The organism is Methanomicrobia archaeon, from assembly GCA_016930255.1.
In the GTDB taxonomy this organism is placed as follows: Archaea; Halobacteriota; Syntropharchaeia; order Alkanophagales; family Methanospirareceae; genus JACGMN01.
The window spans coordinates 1-23,044 of the sequence record JAFGHB010000071.1; the positions used below are offsets into that span (position 1 = coordinate 1).

18 protein-coding genes and 1 pseudogene are annotated in these 23,044 nt (G+C 51.0%); 14 read left to right on the forward strand and 5 right to left on the reverse strand.

All coding sequences use genetic code 11. From position 1 onward, the window contains the following. Positions 1–151: 151 nt before the first annotated feature. Together JW878_09480 and asd are read right to left on the reverse strand one after the other, a co-directional pair. On the reverse strand, positions 152–703 hold the full coding sequence (locus tag JW878_09480; protein MBN1763285.1) for a hypothetical protein: 552 nt from the start codon (positions 701–703) through the stop codon (positions 152–154). Between the two features lie 23 nt (positions 704–726). Further along, positions 727–1,779 (reverse strand): aspartate-semialdehyde dehydrogenase, encoded by a 1,053-nt coding sequence (gene asd / locus JW878_09485; GenBank protein ID MBN1763286.1) that lies wholly within the window; start codon positions 1,777–1,779, stop codon positions 727–729. A 98-nt stretch (positions 1,780–1,877) separates the two neighbouring features. Here asd and JW878_09490 point away from each other — a divergent pair, with 98 nt between their 5' ends. From JW878_09490 to JW878_09525, 8 genes are all read left to right on the forward strand, one after another. Then, positions 1,878–2,024, forward strand: coding sequence for a 50S ribosomal protein L40e (locus JW878_09490; GenBank protein MBN1763287.1), 147 nt, complete (start codon positions 1,878–1,880; stop codon positions 2,022–2,024). Between the two features lie 50 nt (positions 2,025–2,074). Then, on the forward strand, positions 2,075–2,848 hold the full coding sequence (locus JW878_09495; protein ID MBN1763288.1) for an AAA family ATPase: 774 nt from the start codon (positions 2,075–2,077) through the stop codon (positions 2,846–2,848). 33 nt (positions 2,849–2,881) lie between these two features. After that, positions 2,882–5,125 (forward strand): carbamoyltransferase HypF, encoded by a 2,244-nt coding sequence (gene hypF, locus JW878_09500; protein MBN1763289.1) that lies wholly within the window; start codon positions 2,882–2,884, stop codon positions 5,123–5,125. 1 nt (position 5,126) lies between these two features. Further along, on the forward strand, positions 5,127–5,375 hold the full coding sequence (locus JW878_09505) for a HypC/HybG/HupF family hydrogenase formation chaperone (protein ID MBN1763290.1): 249 nt from the start codon (positions 5,127–5,129) through the stop codon (positions 5,373–5,375). 226 nt (positions 5,376–5,601) lie between these two features. Continuing rightward, the gene (locus tag JW878_09510) at positions 5,602–5,820 is read left to right on the forward strand and encodes a hypothetical protein (GenBank protein MBN1763291.1); all 219 of its coding nucleotides are present in this window, start codon (positions 5,602–5,604) and stop codon (positions 5,818–5,820) included. A gap of 168 nt (positions 5,821–5,988) precedes the next feature. Next, a complete protein-coding gene (gene hypD / locus JW878_09515; protein ID MBN1763292.1) occupies positions 5,989–7,062 on the forward strand; it encodes a hydrogenase formation protein HypD in 1,074 nt (357 codons plus the stop codon). Between the two features lie 256 nt (positions 7,063–7,318). Continuing rightward, positions 7,319–10,204: a right-handed parallel beta-helix repeat-containing protein gene (locus JW878_09520; protein ID MBN1763293.1), complete on the forward strand. Its 2,886-nt coding sequence runs from the start codon at positions 7,319–7,321 to the stop codon at positions 10,202–10,204. A 284-nt stretch (positions 10,205–10,488) separates the two neighbouring features. Then, positions 10,489–11,949, forward strand: a complete 1,461-nt coding sequence (locus tag JW878_09525; GenBank protein ID MBN1763294.1) for a hypothetical protein — start codon at positions 10,489–10,491, stop codon at positions 11,947–11,949. Between the two features lie 17 nt (positions 11,950–11,966). On the opposite strand, the gene JW878_09530 is transcribed toward JW878_09525, so the two are convergent. Further along, positions 11,967–15,503, reverse strand: a complete 3,537-nt coding sequence (locus JW878_09530) for a right-handed parallel beta-helix repeat-containing protein (protein MBN1763295.1) — start codon at positions 15,501–15,503, stop codon at positions 11,967–11,969. Between the two features lie 465 nt (positions 15,504–15,968). Here JW878_09530 and JW878_09535 point away from each other — a divergent pair, with 465 nt between their 5' ends. The 3 genes from JW878_09535 to JW878_09545 all read left to right on the forward strand — a co-directional run bounded on the left by JW878_09535 (position 15,969) and on the right by JW878_09545 (position 18,216). After that, the gene (locus JW878_09535; protein MBN1763296.1) at positions 15,969–16,244 is read left to right on the forward strand and encodes a hypothetical protein; all 276 of its coding nucleotides are present in this window, start codon (positions 15,969–15,971) and stop codon (positions 16,242–16,244) included. A 472-nt stretch (positions 16,245–16,716) separates the two neighbouring features. Continuing rightward, positions 16,717–16,983: a UPF0147 family protein gene (locus JW878_09540; protein MBN1763297.1), complete on the forward strand. Its 267-nt coding sequence runs from the start codon at positions 16,717–16,719 to the stop codon at positions 16,981–16,983. Positions 16,984–17,004: 21 nt separating this feature from the next. Continuing rightward, on the forward strand, positions 17,005–18,216 hold the full coding sequence (locus JW878_09545) for a redox-regulated ATPase YchF (GenBank protein MBN1763298.1): 1,212 nt from the start codon (positions 17,005–17,007) through the stop codon (positions 18,214–18,216). 37 nt (positions 18,217–18,253) lie between these two features. Here JW878_09545 and JW878_09550 read toward each other — a convergent pair whose 3' ends face one another. Next, on the reverse strand, positions 18,254–18,520 hold the full coding sequence (locus JW878_09550) for a glycerophosphodiester phosphodiesterase (protein ID MBN1763299.1): 267 nt from the start codon (positions 18,518–18,520) through the stop codon (positions 18,254–18,256). A 110-nt stretch (positions 18,521–18,630) separates the two neighbouring features. Continuing rightward, positions 18,631–18,930, reverse strand: a pseudogene (locus JW878_09555) (hypothetical protein). A 35-nt stretch (positions 18,931–18,965) separates the two neighbouring features. Between JW878_09555 and JW878_09560 the strand changes: the two are divergent. The 3 genes from JW878_09560 (at position 18,966) to JW878_09570 (ending at position 22,854) form a co-directional block, all read left to right on the forward strand. After that, positions 18,966–19,811 (forward strand): PAC2 family protein, encoded by an 846-nt coding sequence (locus tag JW878_09560; protein MBN1763300.1) that lies wholly within the window; start codon positions 18,966–18,968, stop codon positions 19,809–19,811. 30 nt (positions 19,812–19,841) lie between these two features. Then, complete coding sequence (locus JW878_09565) at positions 19,842–21,395, forward strand: tRNA uridine(34) 5-carboxymethylaminomethyl modification radical SAM/GNAT enzyme Elp3 (protein MBN1763301.1); 1,554 nt, start codon at positions 19,842–19,844, stop codon at positions 21,393–21,395. A 136-nt stretch (positions 21,396–21,531) separates the two neighbouring features. Further along, positions 21,532–22,854 (forward strand): tripartite tricarboxylate transporter permease, encoded by a 1,323-nt coding sequence (locus tag JW878_09570; protein ID MBN1763302.1) that lies wholly within the window; start codon positions 21,532–21,534, stop codon positions 22,852–22,854. Positions 22,855–23,044: the final 190 nt, after the last annotated feature.

Consider the following 23,044-nt stretch of genomic DNA (forward strand, 5'->3'; position numbering starts at 1 on the left):
ATTATGAGCCATTTGATCTCCTCATTCGTCAGTTTTACCATGCCATTCGAAGGCATGGACTGACGAAATAATAACTGGACTCCACATTGCGTTATGTTGCGGATTCGATTCGAACCTGGCTGGCAGCTTCCTGCTGTTGGTGGTGAGACTTCTATTTCAGGACATCCAAGAGTGCGACTCGCTCTAAAACCAGCTGTTGCAGCTTCTGCTCGCCCACGGCCTTCATTTCTTCGTCCGTAATCGCAAAAAACCGCTTCAAGTTCGCTTTCTTCTGTTCATCTCGGGGGTTTACTTCTAATTCCTGCACGGGCACTTCCGCTATCCCTGTCTTTCGTGTTACGGCCTCTGCAACCGCATTTAAATCCTTATCGCCCGCTACGTCGATGATGACAACGGCAACCGTATTCTCGCCCTCGGTCACGCCCATCGCCAGTGCGCGCTCTATCTGCCTTCTTCCTGAGGCGTATAACAGGATCTCCAGTCCCAAATCGCTCGTTATGCCCTGTTTATGCTCCAAAGCCCGTATAGCCTTCTGCACTGCCGAATTGATGTGCCCCACGCCCGCGATCAGCGTGGCGTTCAAGGCCTGGATCGTCACGGCGTAATCCTGCACGATCCGGTTCAATACGGCGAGGAACTCGCGTACCGCTGCTATGGTAACGTTACCGACAAGAATCGTGCAATTCGATCTGGGACTGTTCATCAGCGCTCGTTGTGATACAGACGTTAGATATAGCCGCGCTCCACCAGTACTTCTGCGTTCAGTATGGACGCACCCGCCGCGCCACGTACCGTGTTGTGGCCCTGCACGATATATTTAATCTCATTATCCACGTTCCCCGCTCGTATCCGGCCTACCGATACGCTCATGCCGTTGCCCGCATCGCGATCCAACCTCGGCTGCGGCCTATCCGGCTCCTCTCGTACGATTATCGGCTTCTCTGGTGCGAACGGTGTTTTTATATCGCTTGTGAAGTTCTTAAACGTCTTTTTTACCTCTGCGGCACTCACCGGCTCCGCGAAGTTCACCCACAGCGCTTCGGTATGGCCGTCCATCACCGGCACGCGATGGCAGGACGCGCAGATCGTGAACGGCGCGTCTTTTATTCCAGAATCGTCAAACGTACCGAGAATCTTCAGGGGCTCGCTCTCCATCTTCCCTTCTTCCTTGCCTATGTACGGTATCACGTTATCCAATATCGCCATCGAGGATAAACCGGCGTACCCGGCACCCGATATCGCTTGCATCGTTGCGACACGTACCGAGGTGATTCCAAAGCGCATCAACGGCTTCAGACTCAGGGTCATCACGATCGTCGAGCAGTTTGGATTGGTGATGATAAAGCCATCCCAGCCCCGCTTCGACTTCTGCGTCTCGATCAATGCCAGATGATCCGCGTTTATCTCCGGAATGACCAGCGGCACATCTTCCTCCATCCGATGCACGGCGACATTCGTGGCAACCGCGAATCCCAACTGCGCACAGTGCTTCTCCACCACACTTGCGATCTCCCCGGGCAGCGCGGAGAACATGATCGCGATGTCCTCGTTCCCCGACGCGCCAACGTCGTCCATCGCTTGCACTTCCATCTCTGCCGCAGCCTCTGGCATATCAGAAGGGAGGAACCATTTCGCAACCTCCCGGTACTGCTTACCCGCGCTTCGCTCAGAGGCAAAGAGCGCTCCAAGTTCAAACCACGGATGCCCGTCCAGGAGCTGTATGAACCGCTGCCCTACGCTTCCGGTTGCACCCAATATCCCCACTTTTCGTTTTCTCATAGGCCCCATCCATAATTCCTTCGCGTGAAAAAGATTTAAATGTTTCAGCGATGAGTAATAGTAGGGATGAACATAACTATGAGGGGTGATAGACAGTAATGGCACGATTTCCAGAAGCCGAGGCACGGCTCTTTCACGTGAAGATCTGTATGGACTGTAATGCACGGAACGCGATGAGAGCGAAGCGGTGCAGGAAATGCAACTCGGATAACTTGCGGCTGAAATCCACGCATCGGGGCAAATAAACGTTTGTTTTAGTGGCTTTGCTTGCACTTTAGTGGTATTATTTTAATCTATGAGAACGGGTAAGGTAATCGCGGTAGCTGGAAAGGGGGGAACGGGAAAGACAGCTATCGCCGCGCTCTTGATTCGGGAGCTATTGAACGCGCACGCGGACGACGAAGACGTTTGCATACTGGCTGTGGACGCGGACGCCGATTCTAACCTGCCCGACGCGCTCGGCGTAGCGTACGATAAAACCCTGGGGGATATACGGGAAGACTTGCTGGAGGCAAAGCAGCGGGACGTTATCTTAGACCTGCGCTCGAACTTCGAGGGCAAAATTGCGGCGATTATCGTGGAAGAGGCGCACTATGACCTGCTGGTTATGGGTCGCCCTGAAGGCCCGGGTTGCTATTGCGCCGTAAACAACCTTATACGGATGGTTATCGACACTCTGACGAAGAACTACGATTACACGGTAATTGACTGCGAGGCGGGTTTGGAGCATCTCAGCCGACGAACGACACGGGACGTCGATGTCATGCTCGTGGTGGTGGATAGGACGCTGAAGAGCCTGAAAACCGCGGTACGGCTGAAGCAGATCGCAGAGGAGATAGACGTGGACGTGAAGGATCTGATAATCGTCGCGAATAAGATACCCGAGGACGCTGCTACTAACAGAACGATACGAGCAGAAGCGAAGAATCAAGGCCTGGAAATCGAAGAAATTATACCCTTTGACCCGTTAATCACCGACTATGACGCTAAAGGGATTCCAATTGTGGATTTGCCCGCCGATTCGCTCGCGGTCACCGCAGTGAGGCGGCTCGTGGCGAAACTGCTATGATTCGTGTCGTAAGAGGATAGAGACAAGATAAAAATGAAGATACTTATCAGTGGGACGGTACAAGGCGTTGGTTTCCGCCCAACGGTGTATAGAGTGGCGAAATCACAGGGCTTAAAGGGCTACGTGCTTAACAAAGGCTCGAACGTTGAGATAGGCATTGTCGGAGACGCTGCAGAGGATGAATTCTTGGATGCGTTACAGAAAAAGTTGCCGCCTCTTGCCGTGATTGACAATATCGAGGTGGTTGGCGACTCTATAGAGGGCTATGACGATTTTAGGATAATAACCAGTTCCGAAGGTAAGAAGACATCGGTCACGCCGGTGGATACGGCGATCTGCGCGGAATGTGTGCGAGAACTGTTTGATGAGGGCAATCGCCGGTATCTATATCCGTTTATCAATTGCACCTCGTGCGGCGCACGGTTCTCGGTCATTGAGAACGTCCCGTACGACCGGATCAGCACATCGATGCACGATTTCGAGATGTGCGAAGCGTGCCACGTGGAATACAAGGATCCCATGGACCGTCGATTCCACGCGCAAACGACTTCCTGCCCGCGCTGCGGCCCGAAATACACGCTTTACGACAAAGAAGGAACTGTAATAGACGACAAGGATCCGATAGCAACCTTTGCGCGGTTGATTGATGAAGGCGCGCTGGGCATAGCCAAGAGCTGGGGTGGCATGCACCTTATCGGCACGTTTGACCAGGCTGCAAGGATACGTGAGCTTTACGGCAGACCGTCAAAGCCCTTTGCCGTGATGTGCCGCGATCTGGACGCGATAGCTCAGTATGCGGAAGTAACCGAAGCAGAAGAGCAGGTGCTGACCTCCACACAGCGACCGATTGTACTGTTAACTAAAAAATCAGACGAGTTATCGGCTATCTCGCCTGTATTGAGTACTGTGGGTGTGTATGTACCGTATTCCGGGCTTCATTACGTTCTGTTCTATTATCTGCACGCGGACGGAGTTATAATGACCTCCGCGAATCGTTCGGGCGAACCGATGACCGTCCTGAACGAGGAGGCACTCAACTTAAAAGCGGATTACTTCCTCCTGCACAACCGGCGGATCGTGAACCGGCTGGACGATTCGGTCGTTCGCTGCTATCACGATCAAAAATTCTTCTTGCGTAAATCACGGGGGTTCACACCAACAACCGTGAAAATCACGTATACCGAGCGGATCCTGTCCTTAGGCGCGATGGAGAACGTCTCATCCAGCATTTCGAAAGCGGGAACGGTTTATACCAGCCAGTACATCGGCAGTACGTTCCATTATCCCACGGTGCAATTCCTGGCGGCCGGTACGGAGCATATGCTGAAGCTTCTCGGGCTATCGGCGGCGGATGTGGATGCAATCGGCGTTGACCTGCATCCGCGATACCCGACGCAGAGGTACGGCAAGAGCCTGGCGGAAGAACATCAAATAGACCTGGTGGAGGTGCAGCATCACTGGGCGCACGCAGCTTCTTTGATGCTCGATACCGGTGTGGACGAGGTCGTTGCGTTAGCCGTAGATGGCACGGGCTATGGCACGGATAGGAAGGCCTGGGGTGGCGAAATCCTCTGCTCGCGTTACGATTCCTTTGACCGCGTGGGCTCGTTGGAGGATATACCGCTCATTGGTGGCGAGATGGCGATAAAAGACATCAGAAGGCTGGCGTTCGCGTTTCTCGCGCTCGCGGGCCGGGATGCGGAGGCGGCGCGATTCGCAACGGAAAAGGAAGCGGCAATAATGGCAAAGCTCATGAAGCAGGCGCCGAAGACCAGCAGCTTCGGTCGAGTGCTCGATGCATTGTCGTGCTACCTTGGCATCTGCCAGCGGATGACGTACGACGGCGAGCCGGCGATGAAGCTCGAACGCTATCTGGCGCAGGGCAAGCCAGCATATGAATTTGAAACGGCTGTCGAACGTCATAACGATCGTAAAGTCGTTCGGACACTGCCGCTGTTCGAGCAGTTGGCAGGCTACCGGATACAGACGGAACGAGAGAAGGCGGACGTCGCATATTCCTTTGTTAATACGCTGGTTACGGGGCTGGTGGAGATTGCCGCAGAGGCGTGCGATAAAACGGGCATTCCTGCGATTGGCATAACCGGCGGAGTCTCGTACGATGTGCCGATAGTCAGGATGGCTGAGACGCGGGTAAACGAGAAAGGATTAACGTTTTTAACGCATGATAAGATACCGAATGGTGACGGCGGCATCTCGATAGGGCAGAATGCCATCGTTGGTCATTTAAGGAACGGGGATAAAGGAAAGGATACGTAACATGTGTTTGGGGATACCGGCGAAAGTGGTGGAGATCCGCAGCAGCGGGGAAGAAAGCGTGCGCAGAAAGGCAAAGGCAGATTTCGGCGGTGTCGCACGCGAAATTGATATCTCACTCGTCGATGTCAACATCGGCGATTACGTCATTGTCCATGCGGGCTTTGCCATCGAGACGATCGATGAGGCAGAGGCGCTCGAGGCGATTAAGCTCTGGCAAGAGCTGATCGAGAAGTACGAGGATTTGGGTTAGCTTAGACGCTAAGCGCGTAGAACATTACGATTAAGCGAGATTGATTCTTTGACACACCCTTCTGAACTCCACCTGTAGTTCAAGATCGCGAACGATTTTACGAGGATAACTGCCCATCGTATCTCACGTTCTCAAATTCGAGGCAGGCGCTGACAACGCTACGGGCTTGGGATAGTCTTTCACAAATTTTTTTATATAGTAGATCCCATAATGTAAATTTAACGTTATGTCTCCCGAAAAATTTGCACTCGGATTGATGGTGATGTCCATCGGCATAAGTCTTTTTGGGAATTTATCTGCCAGTTTCTTGTGGTGGTTCTATACGACAGGGAAAGAAGAGAGAAAAAGGGCGTGGCCAAGACTTCGCATCGTGGGAGTATTCAGCTTAGTTCTCTTTGGCGTATTTTTTATAGGTGGTTTCATCATTTTTCTATCTGCGGTTTGATTACCGAAGTATTACTTTGGAAAGTGAGCTTTCGCTGAAGAGGTATCATATACATCATCAACAAGTGATTTCATCACTAAGTCTCATCCGGCCCGTGTATTCGCATTGCGCAGCGAAATTTTAGCTACTTATATCTCTCTATTATAGAAACGAGATAGTAGACGACCCATGTTCACGTACCGAAACGAGAAGTTAGCGCAGGAGATCGTGGCGAAGTTGAAGGCTCTGAACCTCACGTTGCGCTTGATGCATGTCTGCGGCACGCATCAGGATACTTTGATGCGGTACGGCTTGAATTCGATGTTGCAGGAGGTCGGAGTGGATGTCCGGGCTGGCCCCGGCTGTCCGGTCTGCGTAACGACGCCGAAGGAGATAGAAGAGGCCATTGCGTTAGCGCGCAGTGGGAAGGTGGTTGCCACGTTCGGCGATATGTTCAGAGTGCCGGGCGAAACGCAATCGTTAGCAGAAGTGAAGGCTGAGGGTTACGATGTGCGAATGGTCTACAGTATCACTGACTGCATCGCTTTAGCGGCAAAGACGGATAAGGACGTTGTCTTCTTCTCCATCGGGTTCGAAACGACCGCGCCAACGCCTGCATCGGTCATTCTGAGTAGGCCCCCTGAGAATTTCTCGATACTCTCGACGCACCGGCTCATCCCGCCCGCAATGGCGGCACTGCTCAACATGGGCGAGTTAAAGATAGACGGGTTCATCGATCCCGGTCACGTTTCCGCGATCATCGGTGCCGGGCCGTACGAATTCCTATCGCGGGACTACCATATCCCTCAGGTGATTGCAGGCTTTGAGCCGCTGGATCTACTCGTTGCCGTTTATATGCTTGCCATGCAGATACGCAGGGGCGAGGCGAAGGTGGAGAACGAATACACACGCGTGGTCAAGCGTGAGGGTAACGAGAAGGCGAAGCGAATAATGGAGACGGTTTTTGAGCCCTGTGACGTCGGCTGGCGTGGTTTCCCCGTTATACCCGGCAGTGGCCTCACGTTAAGAGATGAGTTCGCCGCGTACGATGCGCGAAAACGGTACGAAGACGATTTGAGCACGTTGCCCTGCGATTATAAAGAGCCGGAAGGCTGTCGCTGTGGCGAAATCCTGCGTGGGATAGTGGATCCAGACGAATGCCCGCTCTTCGGTACGGGTTGCACGCCGCAGCATCCTATAGGACCCTGCATGGTCTCACGCGAAGGCTGCTGCAATATTATGTTCCGATACGGCACATTGTAGGGGTGAAGGAACGTGACCTCTGCCGTGCGTACCCTGAAAACTCATGCTTCCGTACCCGCTCACCGTTTTCACCACTGCAAACTCGCTCGTTTTCAAACTCCAGCCATGGACTCGCTTACTATCGCTAATAAAAGATTTCTAAGCTTTTAATAGCCGTTTAAGCAAATGAAATTTTGGTACAGCTTTAAATACCTGCGGATTTTTGTTTGTTCTGTTACAAATTATCGTGACGGTTCGGACGGAGGACACATAAAAAATGAAACTGAAGGCTAAAGAAAAAGAAGCGAAAGCAACGCAATCTTTTCTGAAGAGCGGTTTATGCGCGGCACTGGTCGTGAGTCTTGCGCTCATGGCGTTTACCATGACGGCAAATGCCGGGGTTATTAACGTGCCCGGCGACCAGGCCACCATCCAGGCGGCGATCAACGCGGCGGGCACCGGCGATACGATCATTGTGCATGACGGCACGTGGAAGGAGAACCTCGTGGTGAATAAGTCAGACATCGTCATTCAATCAGATAACGGCTCCGCGGTTACCATCATCAGCTCGAACCAGACGAACACGACCGTGGTCGACATCACCGACCAGACGAACGTCACGCTCGACAACTTCACGATTCGGGATGCACACGGCACCTCTGGATCTGTAGCGGGCATCTACATGAAAAACGCGACCGAGTGCACCATCTCGAGCAACATCGTGACAAACATCTCCGGGAATAAATCTCACACCCACGGCATCTTTCTGTATTCCTCAACTCGGTGCAACCTGACCAGCAATCTCGTGACGAACATCTCAACCACGGAGAATACCCAAGCCTACGGCATCCGACTGCGTTTCTCAGACAACAACACGTTCAGCGCAACCACCGTTTCGAACGTTACGGCAGATGACAACACGTATGGCATCGCAACTTTACAATCAAACAATAACACGTTCAGCTCAACCACCGTTTCGAACGTTACGGCAACCACCCTCAACGCTTTTGGGATCAGTATTGGATTTTCTTCAGATAATAACTCCTTCGAGATACGCACCGCTGTTTCGAATGTTACTGCAAACCAAGGTGCTACGGGCATTGACGTAGATTCTGCAGCGAAGAACCGGTTTGATATCACCTTGGTTTCCGGGATCAGAGGTAAGTATGCCTCGGGCGTTGCCCTTATCGATCCTGAAACACAAGAGAACGTCTTTAACGACACGACAATTAGCACGCTCAGGGCAACCGAGACCGTCCGCGGTGTTTCCGGATATAGTGTAATAAACAACCGGTTTACCGACACGGCAATTGCCGATCTCTCCTGTAGCAAGGCTTATGGCGTTTACCTCGACCGTGATGCGGACAACAACACCTTTACCGGCACGTCCATCTCAAATCTCACGGCCGTCAACGATACCTACGGCGTTTATCTCGAAGAGGCAAACGACAACAACTTCACCGGCACGATCGTCGCCAATCTCTCGTGCAACCAATCGTACGGCATCTATATGGAAAAATCGGATAACAACTCGTTCAGCGACACTGCCGTCTCTTCACTTAACGCGACCGATGACGCCTTCGGCATCTATCTGTATGAATCAAGCAGCAACAGCTTCAGCTCCAGCACTTCCGTCTCCAATGTTACGGCAACGGGACCCAACGGTCTAGCCTGCGGCATCGTTCTGTCTACTTGGAGCAACAACAACACCTTCGGCTCCAGCACCGCCGTCTCCACTATTATGTCAACCAACTACGACGCCTATGGCATTTGGCTGTCTTTTGCAAACAACAACACCTTCAGCTCCAGCACCGCCATTTCCTCTGTTTCAGCACAATGGCAGGCCTACGGCATCGTTCTGGGTTCTTCAAATAACAACACCTTCAGCTCAACCACCGTTACCAACATTAGGGCAACCGACTGGAAAACCTACGGCGTTTCTCTGTCGCTTTCAAGCAACAACAGGTTTAACCCGAGCACCGCTGTTGCCAACATTATGTCAACCAACAACGACGCCTACGGCATCATGCTCAAAACTTCGAGCAACAACAACACCTTCAGTTCAACCACCTCCGTTTCCAACATCAGCGCAAACAAGACCACCTCCGGCGTCTCTCTCACTTCTAATTCAGACAACAACTCCTTTACCGACACCACCGTTGCCAATCTTGCGTGCAACCAATCGTACGGCATCTCTCTGAGCAATTCAAACAACAACTCGTTTACTACCACCACCGTTTCCGACCTCAACGCATCGATATACGCGACCGGCATTGGCCTTGTGCTATCAACTAACAACAACTTCAGCGGCCGCACCACCCTCACTGACCTTAATGCAGTCAATGCTGCAACTGGCATCTTCCTCTTTATTTCATGCTCCAACTCCTTTGAGACGACGTTCGTTTCGTACCTCGACGCAACCTCCGGTGACGCCATCGGCATTCAGCTCACCGGGAGCTCGCACGACAATCTATTCAGCGGCACCATGTCAATCTCACAGCTCACGGCATCAGACGAAAGTAAAGGCGTCGACGTGATCGCCTCTAACAATAACCGGTTCAACTCGGACAAGGTCATCTCGCAGCTTGTTGCGGGTACTGACGCTTACGGTATCTATCTGTCAGGGGCAGACCTCAACGAATTCTACGGGTTCTCCATTTTCGGCTTAACCGCTGCTGGAACGACGACGACCTACGGTGTTCACATCGAGTCAGGGAGCGATAACAATACGATCGCGGAGGGTGAGATTCGGGACAACAACCACGGGATATGGATCGAAGACTCGTCCGGCAACACGATCATCCGCAACATGATCATCAACAACTCAAACAATGGAGGCGGGGATACGGGTGTGCATGTCAATGAGAATTCCGATTGGAACAGGATAAACGAGAACTGCTTCTACGATAACGTGCTACAGGCATATGACGATGGAGCACATAACAACTGGGATCGGAACTTCTGGTCGCCGCCACCGGGCGTAACGGGTGATTACACGATACCTGGAGGGGCGGGAGCGAAGGACTACCATCCCTTGAGCTACTGCCCGATGTGTCCCCAGAAAATGCCTGTACTCACGCCAGTAGGAATCCTCGCATTGCTGAGCGCACTTTCGGTCGTCTTCGCCGTGAGCATACGGATGAGAAGAATGAAGGAGGAGTAAGCACTCCTCCGGTTTTTATTTTTGGACGATGTGAAGAACGCACGCGCGTTTGTTACGGAGTGGTATACGCATAATTATCACGGGACGCGTGCTTTGTCGTCGTGATCCTGCCAGTGCCATACAGTAACCGTTTTGCTCTCTCCTTTCTACTACGTGACGCATCGATCGATGTGGGCGAACGGCATAGCAAAATGGCAGTTCGCTCGAAAAAAAGCAACAGAAAAATTTTTATCCCTTGCTACTATTATTGATAAGGTGAGGGAAGTGGAAGTGATAAGGGTAAAATGGCAAAGGAGAAAAGCCGGCCGCGAGTGAAGAAAGTAAGATCGGCGTGCGAACGGGTAAATGAAGCGTTCTCAAAAATATCTAACTTAGAGGGAACGGTCCACGATGGATTTAAAAAAATCTATAAAAATAGGCCTGTTCTCACACTCATTCTCGCAATACTCTTTTTTGTCGGTGTTGCGTTCTTTCACGGTTATGTCCATGTCCTGGTAGCAGACTGGCTCCATGAAGATCCCGGGCAGCAGGACAATATAGTGGAGGACATAATAGAACCGGAAAAAACCCTTTACCGCCTGACAACCGGTGACGACGCGTATATCCAGATCTGGGAACCATGCACGAGTCGTAGCGCCCCGGATAAGGGGTGGCTAATCGCTGAAAATCCCTTTTACAAGCTCAGCATCAATCTTGACTACAGTTACTATCTGATCTTTGACAAGGTGCACGACAAGGATATTCTGGTTTATGACGATTCGGTCACGAGCGAGATCGATATGCTCACCGGCTGTGACCTTGGTTTTGGCGATCATAACGGAGATAACCCCCTACACTATGCAACCACCGCGCTCTATGATATCGACGGATTAGCGTATGAGATAGCCTATGAAGATGAAAAGCGGGGCTTTGTGCTGATCAATACCCAGGGATGGGATACACGCCAGAAAGAGGTGGAGAAGGGGTATGACGTGGAAGCAGAGGTTATGTTCGGCATATTTGCAGATAAGCCGTACTTTGTTAACGCCGTCGAGCTCACCAACTTACAAAAGATGGGCTATGTCTACCAAAACCCCTATAAGGACCCTGATGAAATTGTGCAATCTTGGGTCCTGTTTGATGACTACCGATCGACCTGCATGCAAGGCGGGGACAACTCACATGGCGATACCTGGGGTCCACCGTTACTCTACAACGTCACCACGCTCAGTCGAACCGAGCGAAAGCCATGGCACGTCGGCTCCGCGGCGTTTTCCAAGATGTTCCCCAACCATATCATCCTTGGTGATAAGATCGGCGGTGGCATCATCTTCTCGTTACCCGACGGCATATTCCGGTTTGACGACCGTTTGGGGGCCTATGGTGATCAGATCGTGGGAGAATTCATCATCAATGTAGACGAGCCCCAAGAAGCTATCACATTCACCGTGAATCCGGTAAACGAGCTCCTATTCTTCTATGATTTCCTCGAATTCAACACCGTTGATGGCTACAAGGAACTGATGGAAAGTACCTGCGAGAAGTACGGTGTGGAATATCCCAACGAAACGCTCGATGCCCACAATTGGAGAACGAAGCGATATGCGTACGTGATAACCCTCGTGGATCACTGGTATGACGCAGAGACAGATCGAGTCTCAGCGGAAGCGTGGACGTTGGCTGACCAAGGCCTTGCCGATTTTTACGTGTATCAAGAAAGAGTACGCACAGAGATGGAAAAAACCACGCCGCTCGCTTCTCACTAAAAACTCGCTTTATTATTCTAGCTCTTACGCCTCAGCACCATGTAAGCCACTGCCAGTAAGCCACCAATAGCAACGAGTACTTCAAATCCTGGCGTGGGGAACTCAAATCCGCTCTCGGGTTCTTCAGGTATTTCTGGCGTTGATGGTGGGCTTGGGCTTGGTGTCGGTACTATCGTTGTTGCTGTTGGAAGTGGCGTAGGTGTTGATGTAGATCGCAAGGGGAGATTTGGATCCAACGGAAAGGGATCATCGCCATCTTTGAACCCGTCTCCGTCTGTATCAGCGTTGTCCTTATCGGTCCCGAGAATCAACTCCTGGAGATCGCTGAGGCCGTCATCGTCTGAATCTGCATGAGTGCCACCACCTCCTCCTGACTTTGAAGGTTTTTTCGGCGTCACCGAGCCAGACACTGAAAAGACACTGTAATGCGAGATATTTGCCCAGACGTAATGTTCTGCGGGGTTAACGCCACCGATGGGTATCTCCTCCCATTCCTCAGCCGTTTCATTAAAATACCGCAGCCGTAATGAGCTCTCATCGATATCTCCTAGTTCTGTTTGGTCATAGTATACCCTCACGAGCACCCATTCAGTGCTCTTCGCCACGTTTTCGCTGACGTCCGCATAGACATAGCCGCCGACATTTTCGCCATTACTGTCCTCAGGAATACCCTCTGGTGGGATCCCGGCTTTTTGGACACGCATCGAGCCGGCAAAGTAATCCTCCTTTGCACTAATGTCAAAGTCAACGTCTGACGTTTCGGCAATTACCGTGAGCGTTTTGCTATCCTTTATACCGACGAGATTGCTATCGCTATAATCTGCGCCCATCACGAGGTCCGCAATTCGTTCTTCACCGTCGATTTCGTAGGTTATTCCATTTATCGTTAGAGTTCCCGCCGATATGACTCCGTCCGTCACAATCGCATTAGCTACGGTAACGTCATGCAACGTCGTCCTAACTACCACACTACTGGTTATTACCGACTCGGTTATAGTGGAGCCAGAAATGGTTGAGTTAATGATCGCAGATCCATTTATCGTTGAATCATTTATTGAGGATGTAACGAGCGCTGAATCCTCTATGGTTGAATCGACAGATTCAGAATCAACTTCACCGCGAACGATTGTCCGTGTTTCAATACTATCTTTCACGGTGGGCTCGCCCCGTGAATGCGCTTCTACGATCGCTCTGTAAATACCTGGCTCCGGATCGCCGACGCACAGCTCGATCGTTTCGTAATCACGTTCACCCGGACCAAGCGAAACTGTATCTGGTTCCAAAACTAACGTAGTGGGATCATCACCACTCGAATTAGTCAAATCGAAGGTATCGGGGGTGTTTCCAAGGTTCTCCACCACAATAGAGTACGTCGCGTTTCCGTTATCGATGACCTGCAAAGATGGCGTGATAATCTCGGATACAGATAGACTCACGCCATAAATGATATCCTCCTGAATGTACCACGTGTTATTAAAGATGGTCTTCTCGGCATCTGGTGATGAATGAATAAAGACTTCAAAATAATAGTTGGAAGCTGCATCGTTGTCTGCTATCGTATTGTTCGTCGAGGAATATAACGATACGCCAAAATAGCTTGAGGAGAGTGTATTCGCCGATATGTTGTTCAGACTGGAATTAAACAAAGAGATACCGTCATAGGTGTTCGAATCTGCTAGGTTTCTCGAGAGCAAATTATTATTGGATAAATATAATAGGATACCATGAATCTTATTTGAGTTAACAACGTTCCCGGTTAATTGTGTGTCCTCGGTAAAGAGCAGGCCGATACCTATCCAATTAAAATAAGCAGTATTATTTTTGATCGAGCAAGAGGTGCAGTTTGAGAGGCAAATACCAAATATGTTGTTAGTATATACAGAATTGTTGGAAATGTTGTTACTGCTGCAGAGGTCCAATAAGAAGATCCCGTGAGCATTGTTATGATGTATCGAGTTAGAAAAGATTTGATTATCGCTCGTGTTACCGCCTAACCGAATGATGCCTAAGCCATACTGATTTGAAAATAACTCATTATGAGATACGGTGTTCTCACGACTCGAATGGAAGAGCGAGATACCACTCATCTCATTGAAGCTCGCCGCATTGTTGGTAACGATATTGTTGTTTGTATCGTTCGCGAGAGAGATTCCGGAATATTTGTTGTAACTCACGGTATTACTTTCTAGGGTATTATGATGCGTATCGTGCGCGAGGGCGATACCGGCACCGGCATTTGAATTGACCTTATTACCCTCCACAATGTTGTAGCTGCTCGTGCCAGAAAGTTCGAGACCACTAAAGTACTGTGAGTGACTAAAGTCGTTAGACCCGATAAAATTACCCATAGCATTGACAACGAACAGGCCACTATTATAATTAAACGTGGCAGAATTGTTGATCACCGTATTGTTGTCACACGAATCTGATAGTGCTATTCCGTCACTGTTATAATCAAAATTATTATCTTCTAGAGCATTAAAGCTCCCGCCATAGGGATAAAAATAGGCACCATATTGGTTGAAATTCGCGGTATTTCTTGTTATACTGTTATGACAGTTGTCAACATATAACGAAATACCAAACCAGCTGTTAGAACTAGCAATGTTGTTGGTTATGGTGTTGTTATTGTTATAACCCCAAAGAAACACGCCAGAGAATGTATTGTATTTCAAGGAGTTGTTACCAACGAAGTTATCATGGGAGTTATCGTATAGGAGAATTCCGTACGTATTAGAGTGTGCGATGGAATCAGAAACGGTATTTCCCGTCGAGCCGATGAAAATGATACCAATATAGTTGAAACTCGCGTTCGTATCACTTATCACGTTATTGCTACTCAAACTTAAGGGAGTGCTGCCTGCGGTGATTTTGGGGATGCTCCGTGGCGCGTTTAGAGCGTTTGTTCTGTAGTCACATCCCCCGTACCGGGCAACTCTGGTGAAACTTGCATTGGTAGGTCCGACAGTGAGATATTCGCGTGTTAGATCGCTCTCATGATTATCCGATGCACCTTGTGCTCCGGTTAAAGAATTCACCGCAGCGATGCCATAAAAATTGGATCTCAGAATAGTGCTGGTAACGTGATTGGAAGACGAAGCGAGATAGATACCGGCTTTCCCGTCCCCTGTAGCGCCTTCTATGGTAAAGCCGCTTAGGATCACATGATCATCAGTAACGGTGAAGACATGGTCGCTCGCGTTTGCCGCCTCAACAACGGTGTCAAGCGGATCTCCAGAGGAGGATCGTATTGTTACCGATTTGTTCACCACCACGTTTTCGCTGTAGGTTCCGGGATCGACTTCGATGATGTGACTATCGTTGGTGTTGGAATCGGCAATCGCTTCTTGAATCGAAGAGAAATTCATGGAGGTATTCAGGTTATGGACGGGGGAAGCGCTCGTTACGGTCACTCTACCCGTCTGACTTCCAGCCTCACGCTCGACCGGCAGGTCTGAATGCCCATGGTCAGCAACAGTAAAAGGCAAGAGCCCTACGGCCAAAAGAACAACGAGGAGTCCGAGGCAACCAAGAAGCCTTCTTTTCGTCTTCATACACCCATTAACGCTTTTCAGTTTACCACCCTTTGCGTGGAGATACGGTGTTGTGTCTATGCTACTCAGTGAGAGAGCCACTTAGAATAGAAGAACGCACCCAGGAATGTTACCCTTTTCTTCTTTGGTTGGGGCCGCGAAGCCCCTCATCGCAATTGCCATGAACTGTGATAACATTCTATACGCCCGCTTAAATACCTTTCTATCTCCACACTTTTCCGTGAAGAACCGAAAGATTTAAATGACTGCGAACTATTTTTGGTTCTGGAGGGAAATAGCATGGCTTTGTGCAAATGTGGAAGAACGCTGGTTATGAACCGGAAGGGAGAGGAGGTTTGCAATCCAGCGGAAGGCGGATGTGGTTTGCCCTCAGATGCTTGCGAGTGTATACCCAGACCCCCACCGATAGGTGGAACAAAACCCCCAATCATGCCCCCACCACCCTTTTATAGTGGTGTGGAGTGTATGGGAATGCTCAGAGCGCTACAGGCGTCACAGAACCTCAGCGAATCGGAAAAGATGATAGTGGGCACTGTAAGGGAGGTATTCAACGACTTTTTAAATGCGGTATACCCCTACCGGGACTATTCTTCGACCCCGACGGGCATTTCTGGTCCCGTGCGTGACCTAAAGACCGCTGCTGAAGAAAAAGAGGATTTATCGAAGTTCGCCGAGAAGCTCAAGACAGAGATCGCCGAGAAGCTCAAGACAGAGATCGCCACACTCAAGAAAAGAGGCTGAGCTGGGTAGGTTAGGCAACTATCTATCCATCCGTCGAACCCCTGATATCAGAAGAGCTTTTTGAGGCCGGGTAGTGTACTTTAGGTTACCATCGAGAGCGTTGCACACGTTCGTTGTCCCAAGCGATGAACCTTCTCAACTTTCACGCTTCATTGGAATTACGGCGAACCAGAAGTGACGAGAGGTGACGTATACACGAATAGATTTTGGCAGAAGCGGCGATTGCTACTGTGCAGCGCCATGCCATAGGAACCCAAGAAAGACGAGCATGACGAGCATCAACGGCTGGAGTTATTGTCTTATCGTCCTGCACAGCTTTTCTGTTACTCGCATGCCGTTCGAGCTTACATAAGTATTATTTATTGTAGCGTGAAATATGTTAGTGAGCGAGCGATTCGATTACACGTTTACGAGGCTACATTTCTTGTTCCACACGGGGACTAGCGGGGGTGATGAGTGCATGCGCATGGAAGTGGCAAAAAAAGAAGAAATCGTGCAGCGATGTGTCGAGATGCTGGAAGAGATAATAAGCGATATAACCGTTCCACGGAACCTAAGGCGCTCGACGGGCGATTTGAAGGATAAACTCCTGAACGATGACGCCTCACTGGCCGTGCGCGTGGCAGCGGTGATCTCCGATCTGGACGAACTAACCGCCAACCCCAATATCCCATCTCATACAAGAGCGCTGGTGTGGAGCATCGTAAGCCAGTTGGAAACGATTTCGGTTGAAGACTGAGTAGAGTGAAAACGAACAGAAATGATAACAATAGGACTCGCGGGGAAGCCAAATTCCGGCAAATCCACCCTTTTCAAAGCTTCTACGCTCGCGGACGTTGAGATTGCGTCCTATCCCTTCACCACCATCGCACCCAATACCGGCATCGCTTACGTAAAGGTAAACTGCCCGTGTCAGGAAGACGCGATTAAGGAGGCGACAGGCGGCAAGGAGTGCGGGAACTGCATTGACGGGTTTCGATTCGTGCCGGTGGAGCTCCTGGATGTGGCCGGACTGGTCCGGGGCGCACACGAGGGAAGAGGTCTGGGCAACGAGTTCTTAGACCAGCTCCGGCAGGCCGAAGCGATTATACATGTCGTCGACGCCTCCGGGGGCACGGATGTGGACGGCAATGTGGTGGATCTCGGCAGTCACGACCCGCTCGAAGATATCCAGTTCTTCAAAGCGGAGTTGAACCTGTGGGTCTACGGGATAATAAAGAAGAACTGGCGTAAGATCGAGCGCAGGGCGGAATTAGAAGGCCTGAAGATCGAGCGGCTGCTTTCCGAGCAATTAGCCGGCGTGGGCGTGACGGAAGAGCACGTGCAGATGGCACTCCTGGAATCCAAGAGTTTAGACCGGGCTAAATTCAAGTCCTGGACTGATGATGACCTGAAAGAGCTGGCGCTGGCGCTGATACGAAAGAGCAAAAAGATGCTCATTGCGGCGAACAAGGCTGACGTGGCGCCGGAGGCGAACATAAAGCGGCTGAAGGAGGTAAGCGAAGAGAACGAAGAGCCCGTGATTCCCTGCTCTGCTGCTGCGGAACTCGCGTTGCGAACCGCTGCGAAGAACAAGATCATTTCCTATCTGCCCGGTGCTGCTGATTTCGACATTTCGGGCGACCCCTCGGAGAAGCAGAAGAAAGGGCTGGAGAAGATACGGGAGTTCAGTCATGCCCATGGCGGCACTGGTATCCAGGAGATACTCAATCGTGCGGTCTTCGAGTTGATGGATTACGTGGTTGCATATCCCGTCGAGGACGAGCATAAGTTCTGCGATTCCACCGGCCGAATTCTGCCCGATGCGTTACTTTTGAAACGCGGGAGCACCGCCCGAGACCTGGCCTTCGCAGTGCATACGGATATCGGCAAGAGCTACCTTTACGCCGTGGATGCAAGAACCAAGCTCCGGCTCAGCGAGAAGCACGCGTTGGAAGGCAACGACATAGTAAAAATCGTCAGTACGAAATGAGGCAATCGCACCTTAAAAGCGCTGCTCTACCTTCTATTCACCGTGACGTGAAGAGGCAGGGATTGTCGGTAACGATGCCGTTCACTCCGAGCCCGCGTACTCTTTCACAGTCTTCCACTGTGTTTATGGTCCACACATAAATCTCCAATCCGTGCCTCCGTGCATCTGCAACGTAGCCGCGCTCCAATCGAGGATAACGCTGAAAAATGGCATCCGCTTTTGCATCACGTGCCACCGTAACCGGAAAGACGGGCAGCGACGAGAGTATCACCCATGTCTTCAGACTGGGAGCCAGCTCTTTCATCCTGAGCAGCGAGGAATGGTAGAACTAGGTGATAACCACGTTTCGCTCCATCCCCGCCCTTACGATTTCACGCACGACTCGTTCCTCCATCCCGGGTTCTTTCAATTCGATCACCAACTCACATCCAAGCGCCTTGACGAACGAAAGCACTTTGAATAGCGTTGGAATCTGTTCCCCTTGCCCGCATCAAAAGCTCGCAATTGTTCGAGTGTCTGTTCAGAGACCGCCCCGGAGCCATTCGTCGTTCGGTCCAGTGTCTCATCGTGAATGACCACCGGCTCCTAATCGCTACTGAATCGAACGTCAACCTCTACCGCATCGGCACCGCACTCTGCGGCACGCTTTACGGCTCGGAGCGTGTTCTCCGGTTCCTCGGCCCGTGCACCGCGATGCGCTATGGCTCTCAGCATTCTTTCTTTTTAAGAAAAGCCTTTTATTTTTAAGTATGGGCGTAACGAGAAAAGTATGGATAGAGTACCGTGATACACGAGAAATCGCACTGAACAATCCCGTAGCAATAGTGGGATCACCAGGATTGAGGTCAGTGGGTAAACTTGTCGTCGATGTGCTCGTGGAGAGTTTGCAGCCCACGCTATTTGCCGAGCTCTTTTCATACGGGTTCCCCTGCATTTATTATGGCCCCTCGTATCTCGAGGCACCCAGCCATGCGGGTACATTAATCGAGGAGGGGTACGTGGCGAAGCTTCCAAATGTGGCGATCTACGTATTAAAAAACGAACAGCCTGAGGATCCTGAGGAAGAAGCCAACGGGCGGGACATTGTAATAATAAAAGGGTATCAGGCGTATGATGCGTATAATCATTATATGGTCGCGGACAAGCTCACGGACTTGTTTACCGAGCTTAATATAACGCGGGTGATTTCTCTCGGTGCGCAGGTAATAGAAGAAGGCATACGATGCTGCGCGACCGATGTAGGGCTGTTAGAGGAGATGTCCCGCTACGGAATTGAGATGACCCAGGTAGATCGATTTATAGGCTTTTCCGGGCTCGTTACGGCTATAGGGCGTGAGAAGGGTATAGAAGGAGTTTGCTTATTTGCAAGCACGGTGCAGAGCTCAACGGATCCTGAATCTCCCGATTTTGGTGCGGCAAAGGAGTTATTGGAGAAGGTAGGCGAGATAGTGAAGTTGGAAGTTGATACAACCGATTTAGAGGCTAAAAGACGGAAAGAGAAGGAACAATTAGAGACAGGTATGGAGCGCGAACGCGAAGAGGAGCTGGCAGAGCAAAGAGAGCGGGAGAGAGAGGAACTGAGCGGATACGTGTGAATCTAATCCGAATGACGAGCGATGCCAACAATGTCAAATACGGATGCATACACACGCGCTTGTAAGGAGATCGCGGAACTCGTAGCGGAACGAGACGTAAGCGATCCGAAGAGTATCAATCGGCTGAAGAAAGAGATCAGCAGTAAATACGGACTGAGCAGCATACCGAGGAACTCGGACGTGCTGAAACTGAGCCAGGACGAATTGAAAGAGCGGTTTAAGCGAAAGAAGATGCGTACGGCTTCTGGTGTCGTGCCCGTTGCGGTGATGACCTCGCCGTTCGCGTGTCCGCATGGTAAGTGCATGATGTGCCCCGGAGGTCCCGCGTCGGTTTTCGAGTCGCCACAGAGCTATGTCGGACGGGAACCGGCAGCCAGTCGAGCAGCGCAACACGGTTTCGAGCCTTACGAGCAGGTGATAGCGCGACTGCACCAGATCGAGGAGATCGGGCACGATTTCGATAAGGTCGAATTGATCCTGATGGGCGGCACGCTCACCGCGAGGCCCCTGGATTACCAGCAGTGGTTTGTGAATCGGTGCCTGGACGCGCTGCAGGACTTTGGAGCCGCACGGGGGCGAACAATACGAAACACGGGCATAACGTTCGAGACAAGACCGGATTGCGCGAATGAGGACGAGATAGACAGGATGCTGGAGCTGGGTGCGACAAAGGTCGAGTTGGGCGTGCAGCAGGTCAGTAACAGGATACTGAAAACGATACAGCGCGGGCATTCGGTCGAAGACTCAATAGCGGCGAACAGAAGAGTCCGAGACAGCGGGTTAAAAGTGGGCTTTCACGTGATGCTCGGCTTGCCAGGCGCTACTATCGAGGACGATAAGGCGATGTTTAACCGTATCTTTCGTGATTCTGACTTCAAGCCGGACTATTTGAAGATCTATCCAACACTGGTGGTTAAAGGCACGCACTTGTACAAGATATGGCAACGAGGCGAGTATGAGCCGATTCGTGAGGACGGCGCGATCGAGATAATCACACATGCGAAACGGATAATCCCGAAATGGGTGCGGATACAACGGATACAGCGTGATATCCCCGCGCAGTTCATAGACGCGGGCGTGAAGAAGAGCAACCTGCGGCAGTTGGTGCATGCGCGGCTGCACGAAGAGGGGATCAGATGCAGGTGCATACGATGTAGAGAGGCAGGTCTTTCCCTGCTGGCAGGACGGATTGCTGACGAACGGGATGCACAGCTTTTATCCGAACGCTACGAGGCGTGCAAAGGGATAGAATATTTTATCTCGTACGAAGACGTTGAGGCGGATATTTTAATAGCGCATCTGAGGTTACGATTCCCTTACGAGCCGCATCGGGTGGAGTTGCAGCACGCTGCGCTGATTCGCGACCTGCACGTCTACGGCGAACTGGTTGGTCTGGGCGAACGGAAAGAGCAGAGCTGGCAGCATCGTGGCTACGGAGCACGGCTGTTACAGAAAGCGGAGGAGACAGCGGTTGACAAAGGATACAAGAAGATGGCGGTGATGAGCGGGATCGGCGTGCGGGACTATTATGCGCGGTTCGGATATCGACGAGAAGGCCCGTTCATGGGGAAGGATCTACGTTGAAGTTTGCTGTGTTCAAACCACACACAATCAACACTCCGATTTTCTTTTAGCGAAAACCTTTTTCTTAACGCTAGATAATGCTTAAACAATTCGTAGAATAGAATAGCGTACGTAGGTAGATGCTGTAACCTGACAGATGATTGACTCGTTTCTTCCGTTGGTATGGCTCTTTGCATTTTCGATGCTCGGCGTGCTCTTAGGTACGATAACGGGTCTTGTCCCGGGCTTCCATCCCAATAATGTCGCTTTCATCCTTCTCTCCATCGCCCCGGTACTCATCGCGGAGCCGCATTTCTTGACCGCTTTTCTCCCTTCCGATCTCTTACTCGTTCTGGTTGCGGTCACCATCCTCGCCGCTTCCGTGGCGCACACCTTCTTGAGTTTCATCCCCGCGGCCTTTATCGGCGCGCCCGAAGGAGATACCGCACTCGCCTTGCTACCGGCACACCGCTTACTGCTCGAAGGTCGTGCCTACGAAGCAACTGCACTCTCGGTAATCGGCAGTTTCGGCGCGGTTATATTCTCGTTCCTCCTCATCATACCGTTCTATTACCTCTTCTCAGCGCTTCACTTCTACGAACTTCTCCAGAGTTTGATGCTCTACCTCCTCATCGGGCTATCCGCGCTGCTCATTCTCACGGAGAGCTTCAGCGAACGGATGGAAGCGCACCTGGCTATTCTACTTTCCTCCTTCGTCTTTTGCCTCTCCGGATTGTTTGGCTATGTGATACTGGACATGCCGGTGCATGCGCCCTTCTTCTTCCGTTCCACTATGCTCTTTCCTGCACTTACCGGATTGTTCGGGCTCTCAACCATTTTCTTCTCGCTGCTTTACACGCCTGAGATACCGGAGCAGGAGATAGCAGAGCCTGTGATTGGTGCTGGCGACACCGTAAAATCCATTCTATCCGGCTCGGCGTTCGGCTCCCTGGTCAGCGTCCTGCCCGGGATCACCTCTGCACACGCGACCGTAATGGCAATGCTCGCACGGCGGAACAGAGAGCCAGAACAGGTAATCTTGACCCTGAGCGGGGTCAATACGGCCAACGTCATTTTCTGCATCGAAACGCTCTTTATTATTTCACGTGCGCGCAGCGGGGCGACGATCGCGATAAGCCGTATCCTGGACGTTCAACCGTGGGAAGGCACCATTCCGCCATCCGCATTGGTTTATCTGCTCATTGCCGTGCTAATCGCAGCCCCTTTCTCGTTCTTCATTACCAAGTATATCGGAAGGCAATTCGCTTTGCAATTCACAAGACTGCCGTATCGAACGTTGCTGAGCGGCATAGCCCTATTCCTCGTTGCGCTCGTATTTATGTTTACCGGCGCCTTAGGCTTGTTGGTTCTTCTTGTCGGCACCTGCATCGGGCTTATTCCGATCCACTTTGGCGTAAAGCGGAGCAACGCGATGGGCGTGCTCCTTTTGCCGATCACCATCATGCTATGGCAATTATAATATACGAATACGGCGGCTTTGCACCTAAAATACTAACCTTGGATGAATAAAGGTGCAGCCGTATGATTGAAAGTGCTAACGAAAAATTTAGTGCAAAGCCTATAAAACTGTTAAGTAAACCAAAAAAGGTTACACATCGATGTATTCGTTTTTATGAGTCCTCTTTTCTTTCTTTTTCTGTAAAGGAGGA

Excerpts from the sequence above, each read along its gene's own strand:
- asd (MBN1763286.1), bottom strand. The coding sequence starts at position 1,779 with ATGAGAAAACGAAAAGTGGGGATATTGGGTGCAACCGGAAGCGTAGGG.
- JW878_09495 (MBN1763288.1), top strand. The coding sequence starts at position 2,075 with ATGAGAACGGGTAAGGTAATCGCGGTAGCTGGAAAGGGGGGAACGGGA.
- JW878_09530 (MBN1763295.1), bottom strand. The coding sequence starts at position 15,503 with ATGAAGACGAAAAGAAGGCTTCTTGGTTGCCTCGGACTCCTCGTTGTT.
- JW878_09535 (MBN1763296.1), top strand. The coding sequence starts at position 15,969 with ATGGGAATGCTCAGAGCGCTACAGGCGTCACAGAACCTCAGCGAATCG.
- JW878_09520 (MBN1763293.1), top strand. The coding sequence starts at position 7,319 with ATGAAACTGAAGGCTAAAGAAAAAGAAGCGAAAGCAACGCAATCTTTT.
- JW878_09480 (MBN1763285.1), bottom strand. The coding sequence starts at position 703 with ATGAACAGTCCCAGATCGAATTGCACGATTCTTGTCGGTAACGTTACC.
- JW878_09490 (MBN1763287.1), top strand. The coding sequence starts at position 1,878 with ATGGCACGATTTCCAGAAGCCGAGGCACGGCTCTTTCACGTGAAGATC.
- JW878_09560 (MBN1763300.1), top strand. The coding sequence starts at position 18,966 with ATGGGCGTAACGAGAAAAGTATGGATAGAGTACCGTGATACACGAGAA.
- JW878_09570 (MBN1763302.1), top strand. The coding sequence starts at position 21,532 with ATGATTGACTCGTTTCTTCCGTTGGTATGGCTCTTTGCATTTTCGATG.
- JW878_09525 (MBN1763294.1), top strand. The coding sequence starts at position 10,489 with ATGGCAAAGGAGAAAAGCCGGCCGCGAGTGAAGAAAGTAAGATCGGCG.
- JW878_09510 (MBN1763291.1), top strand. The coding sequence starts at position 5,602 with ATGTCTCCCGAAAAATTTGCACTCGGATTGATGGTGATGTCCATCGGC.
- hypD (MBN1763292.1), top strand. The coding sequence starts at position 5,989 with ATGTTCACGTACCGAAACGAGAAGTTAGCGCAGGAGATCGTGGCGAAG.
- JW878_09565 (MBN1763301.1), top strand. The coding sequence starts at position 19,842 with ATGTCAAATACGGATGCATACACACGCGCTTGTAAGGAGATCGCGGAA.
- JW878_09545 (MBN1763298.1), top strand. The coding sequence starts at position 17,005 with ATGATAACAATAGGACTCGCGGGGAAGCCAAATTCCGGCAAATCCACC.
- JW878_09550 (MBN1763299.1), bottom strand. The coding sequence starts at position 18,520 with ATGAAAGAGCTGGCTCCCAGTCTGAAGACATGGGTGATACTCTCGTCG.
- JW878_09505 (MBN1763290.1), top strand. The coding sequence starts at position 5,127 with ATGTGTTTGGGGATACCGGCGAAAGTGGTGGAGATCCGCAGCAGCGGG.
- hypF (MBN1763289.1), top strand. The coding sequence starts at position 2,882 with ATGAAGATACTTATCAGTGGGACGGTACAAGGCGTTGGTTTCCGCCCA.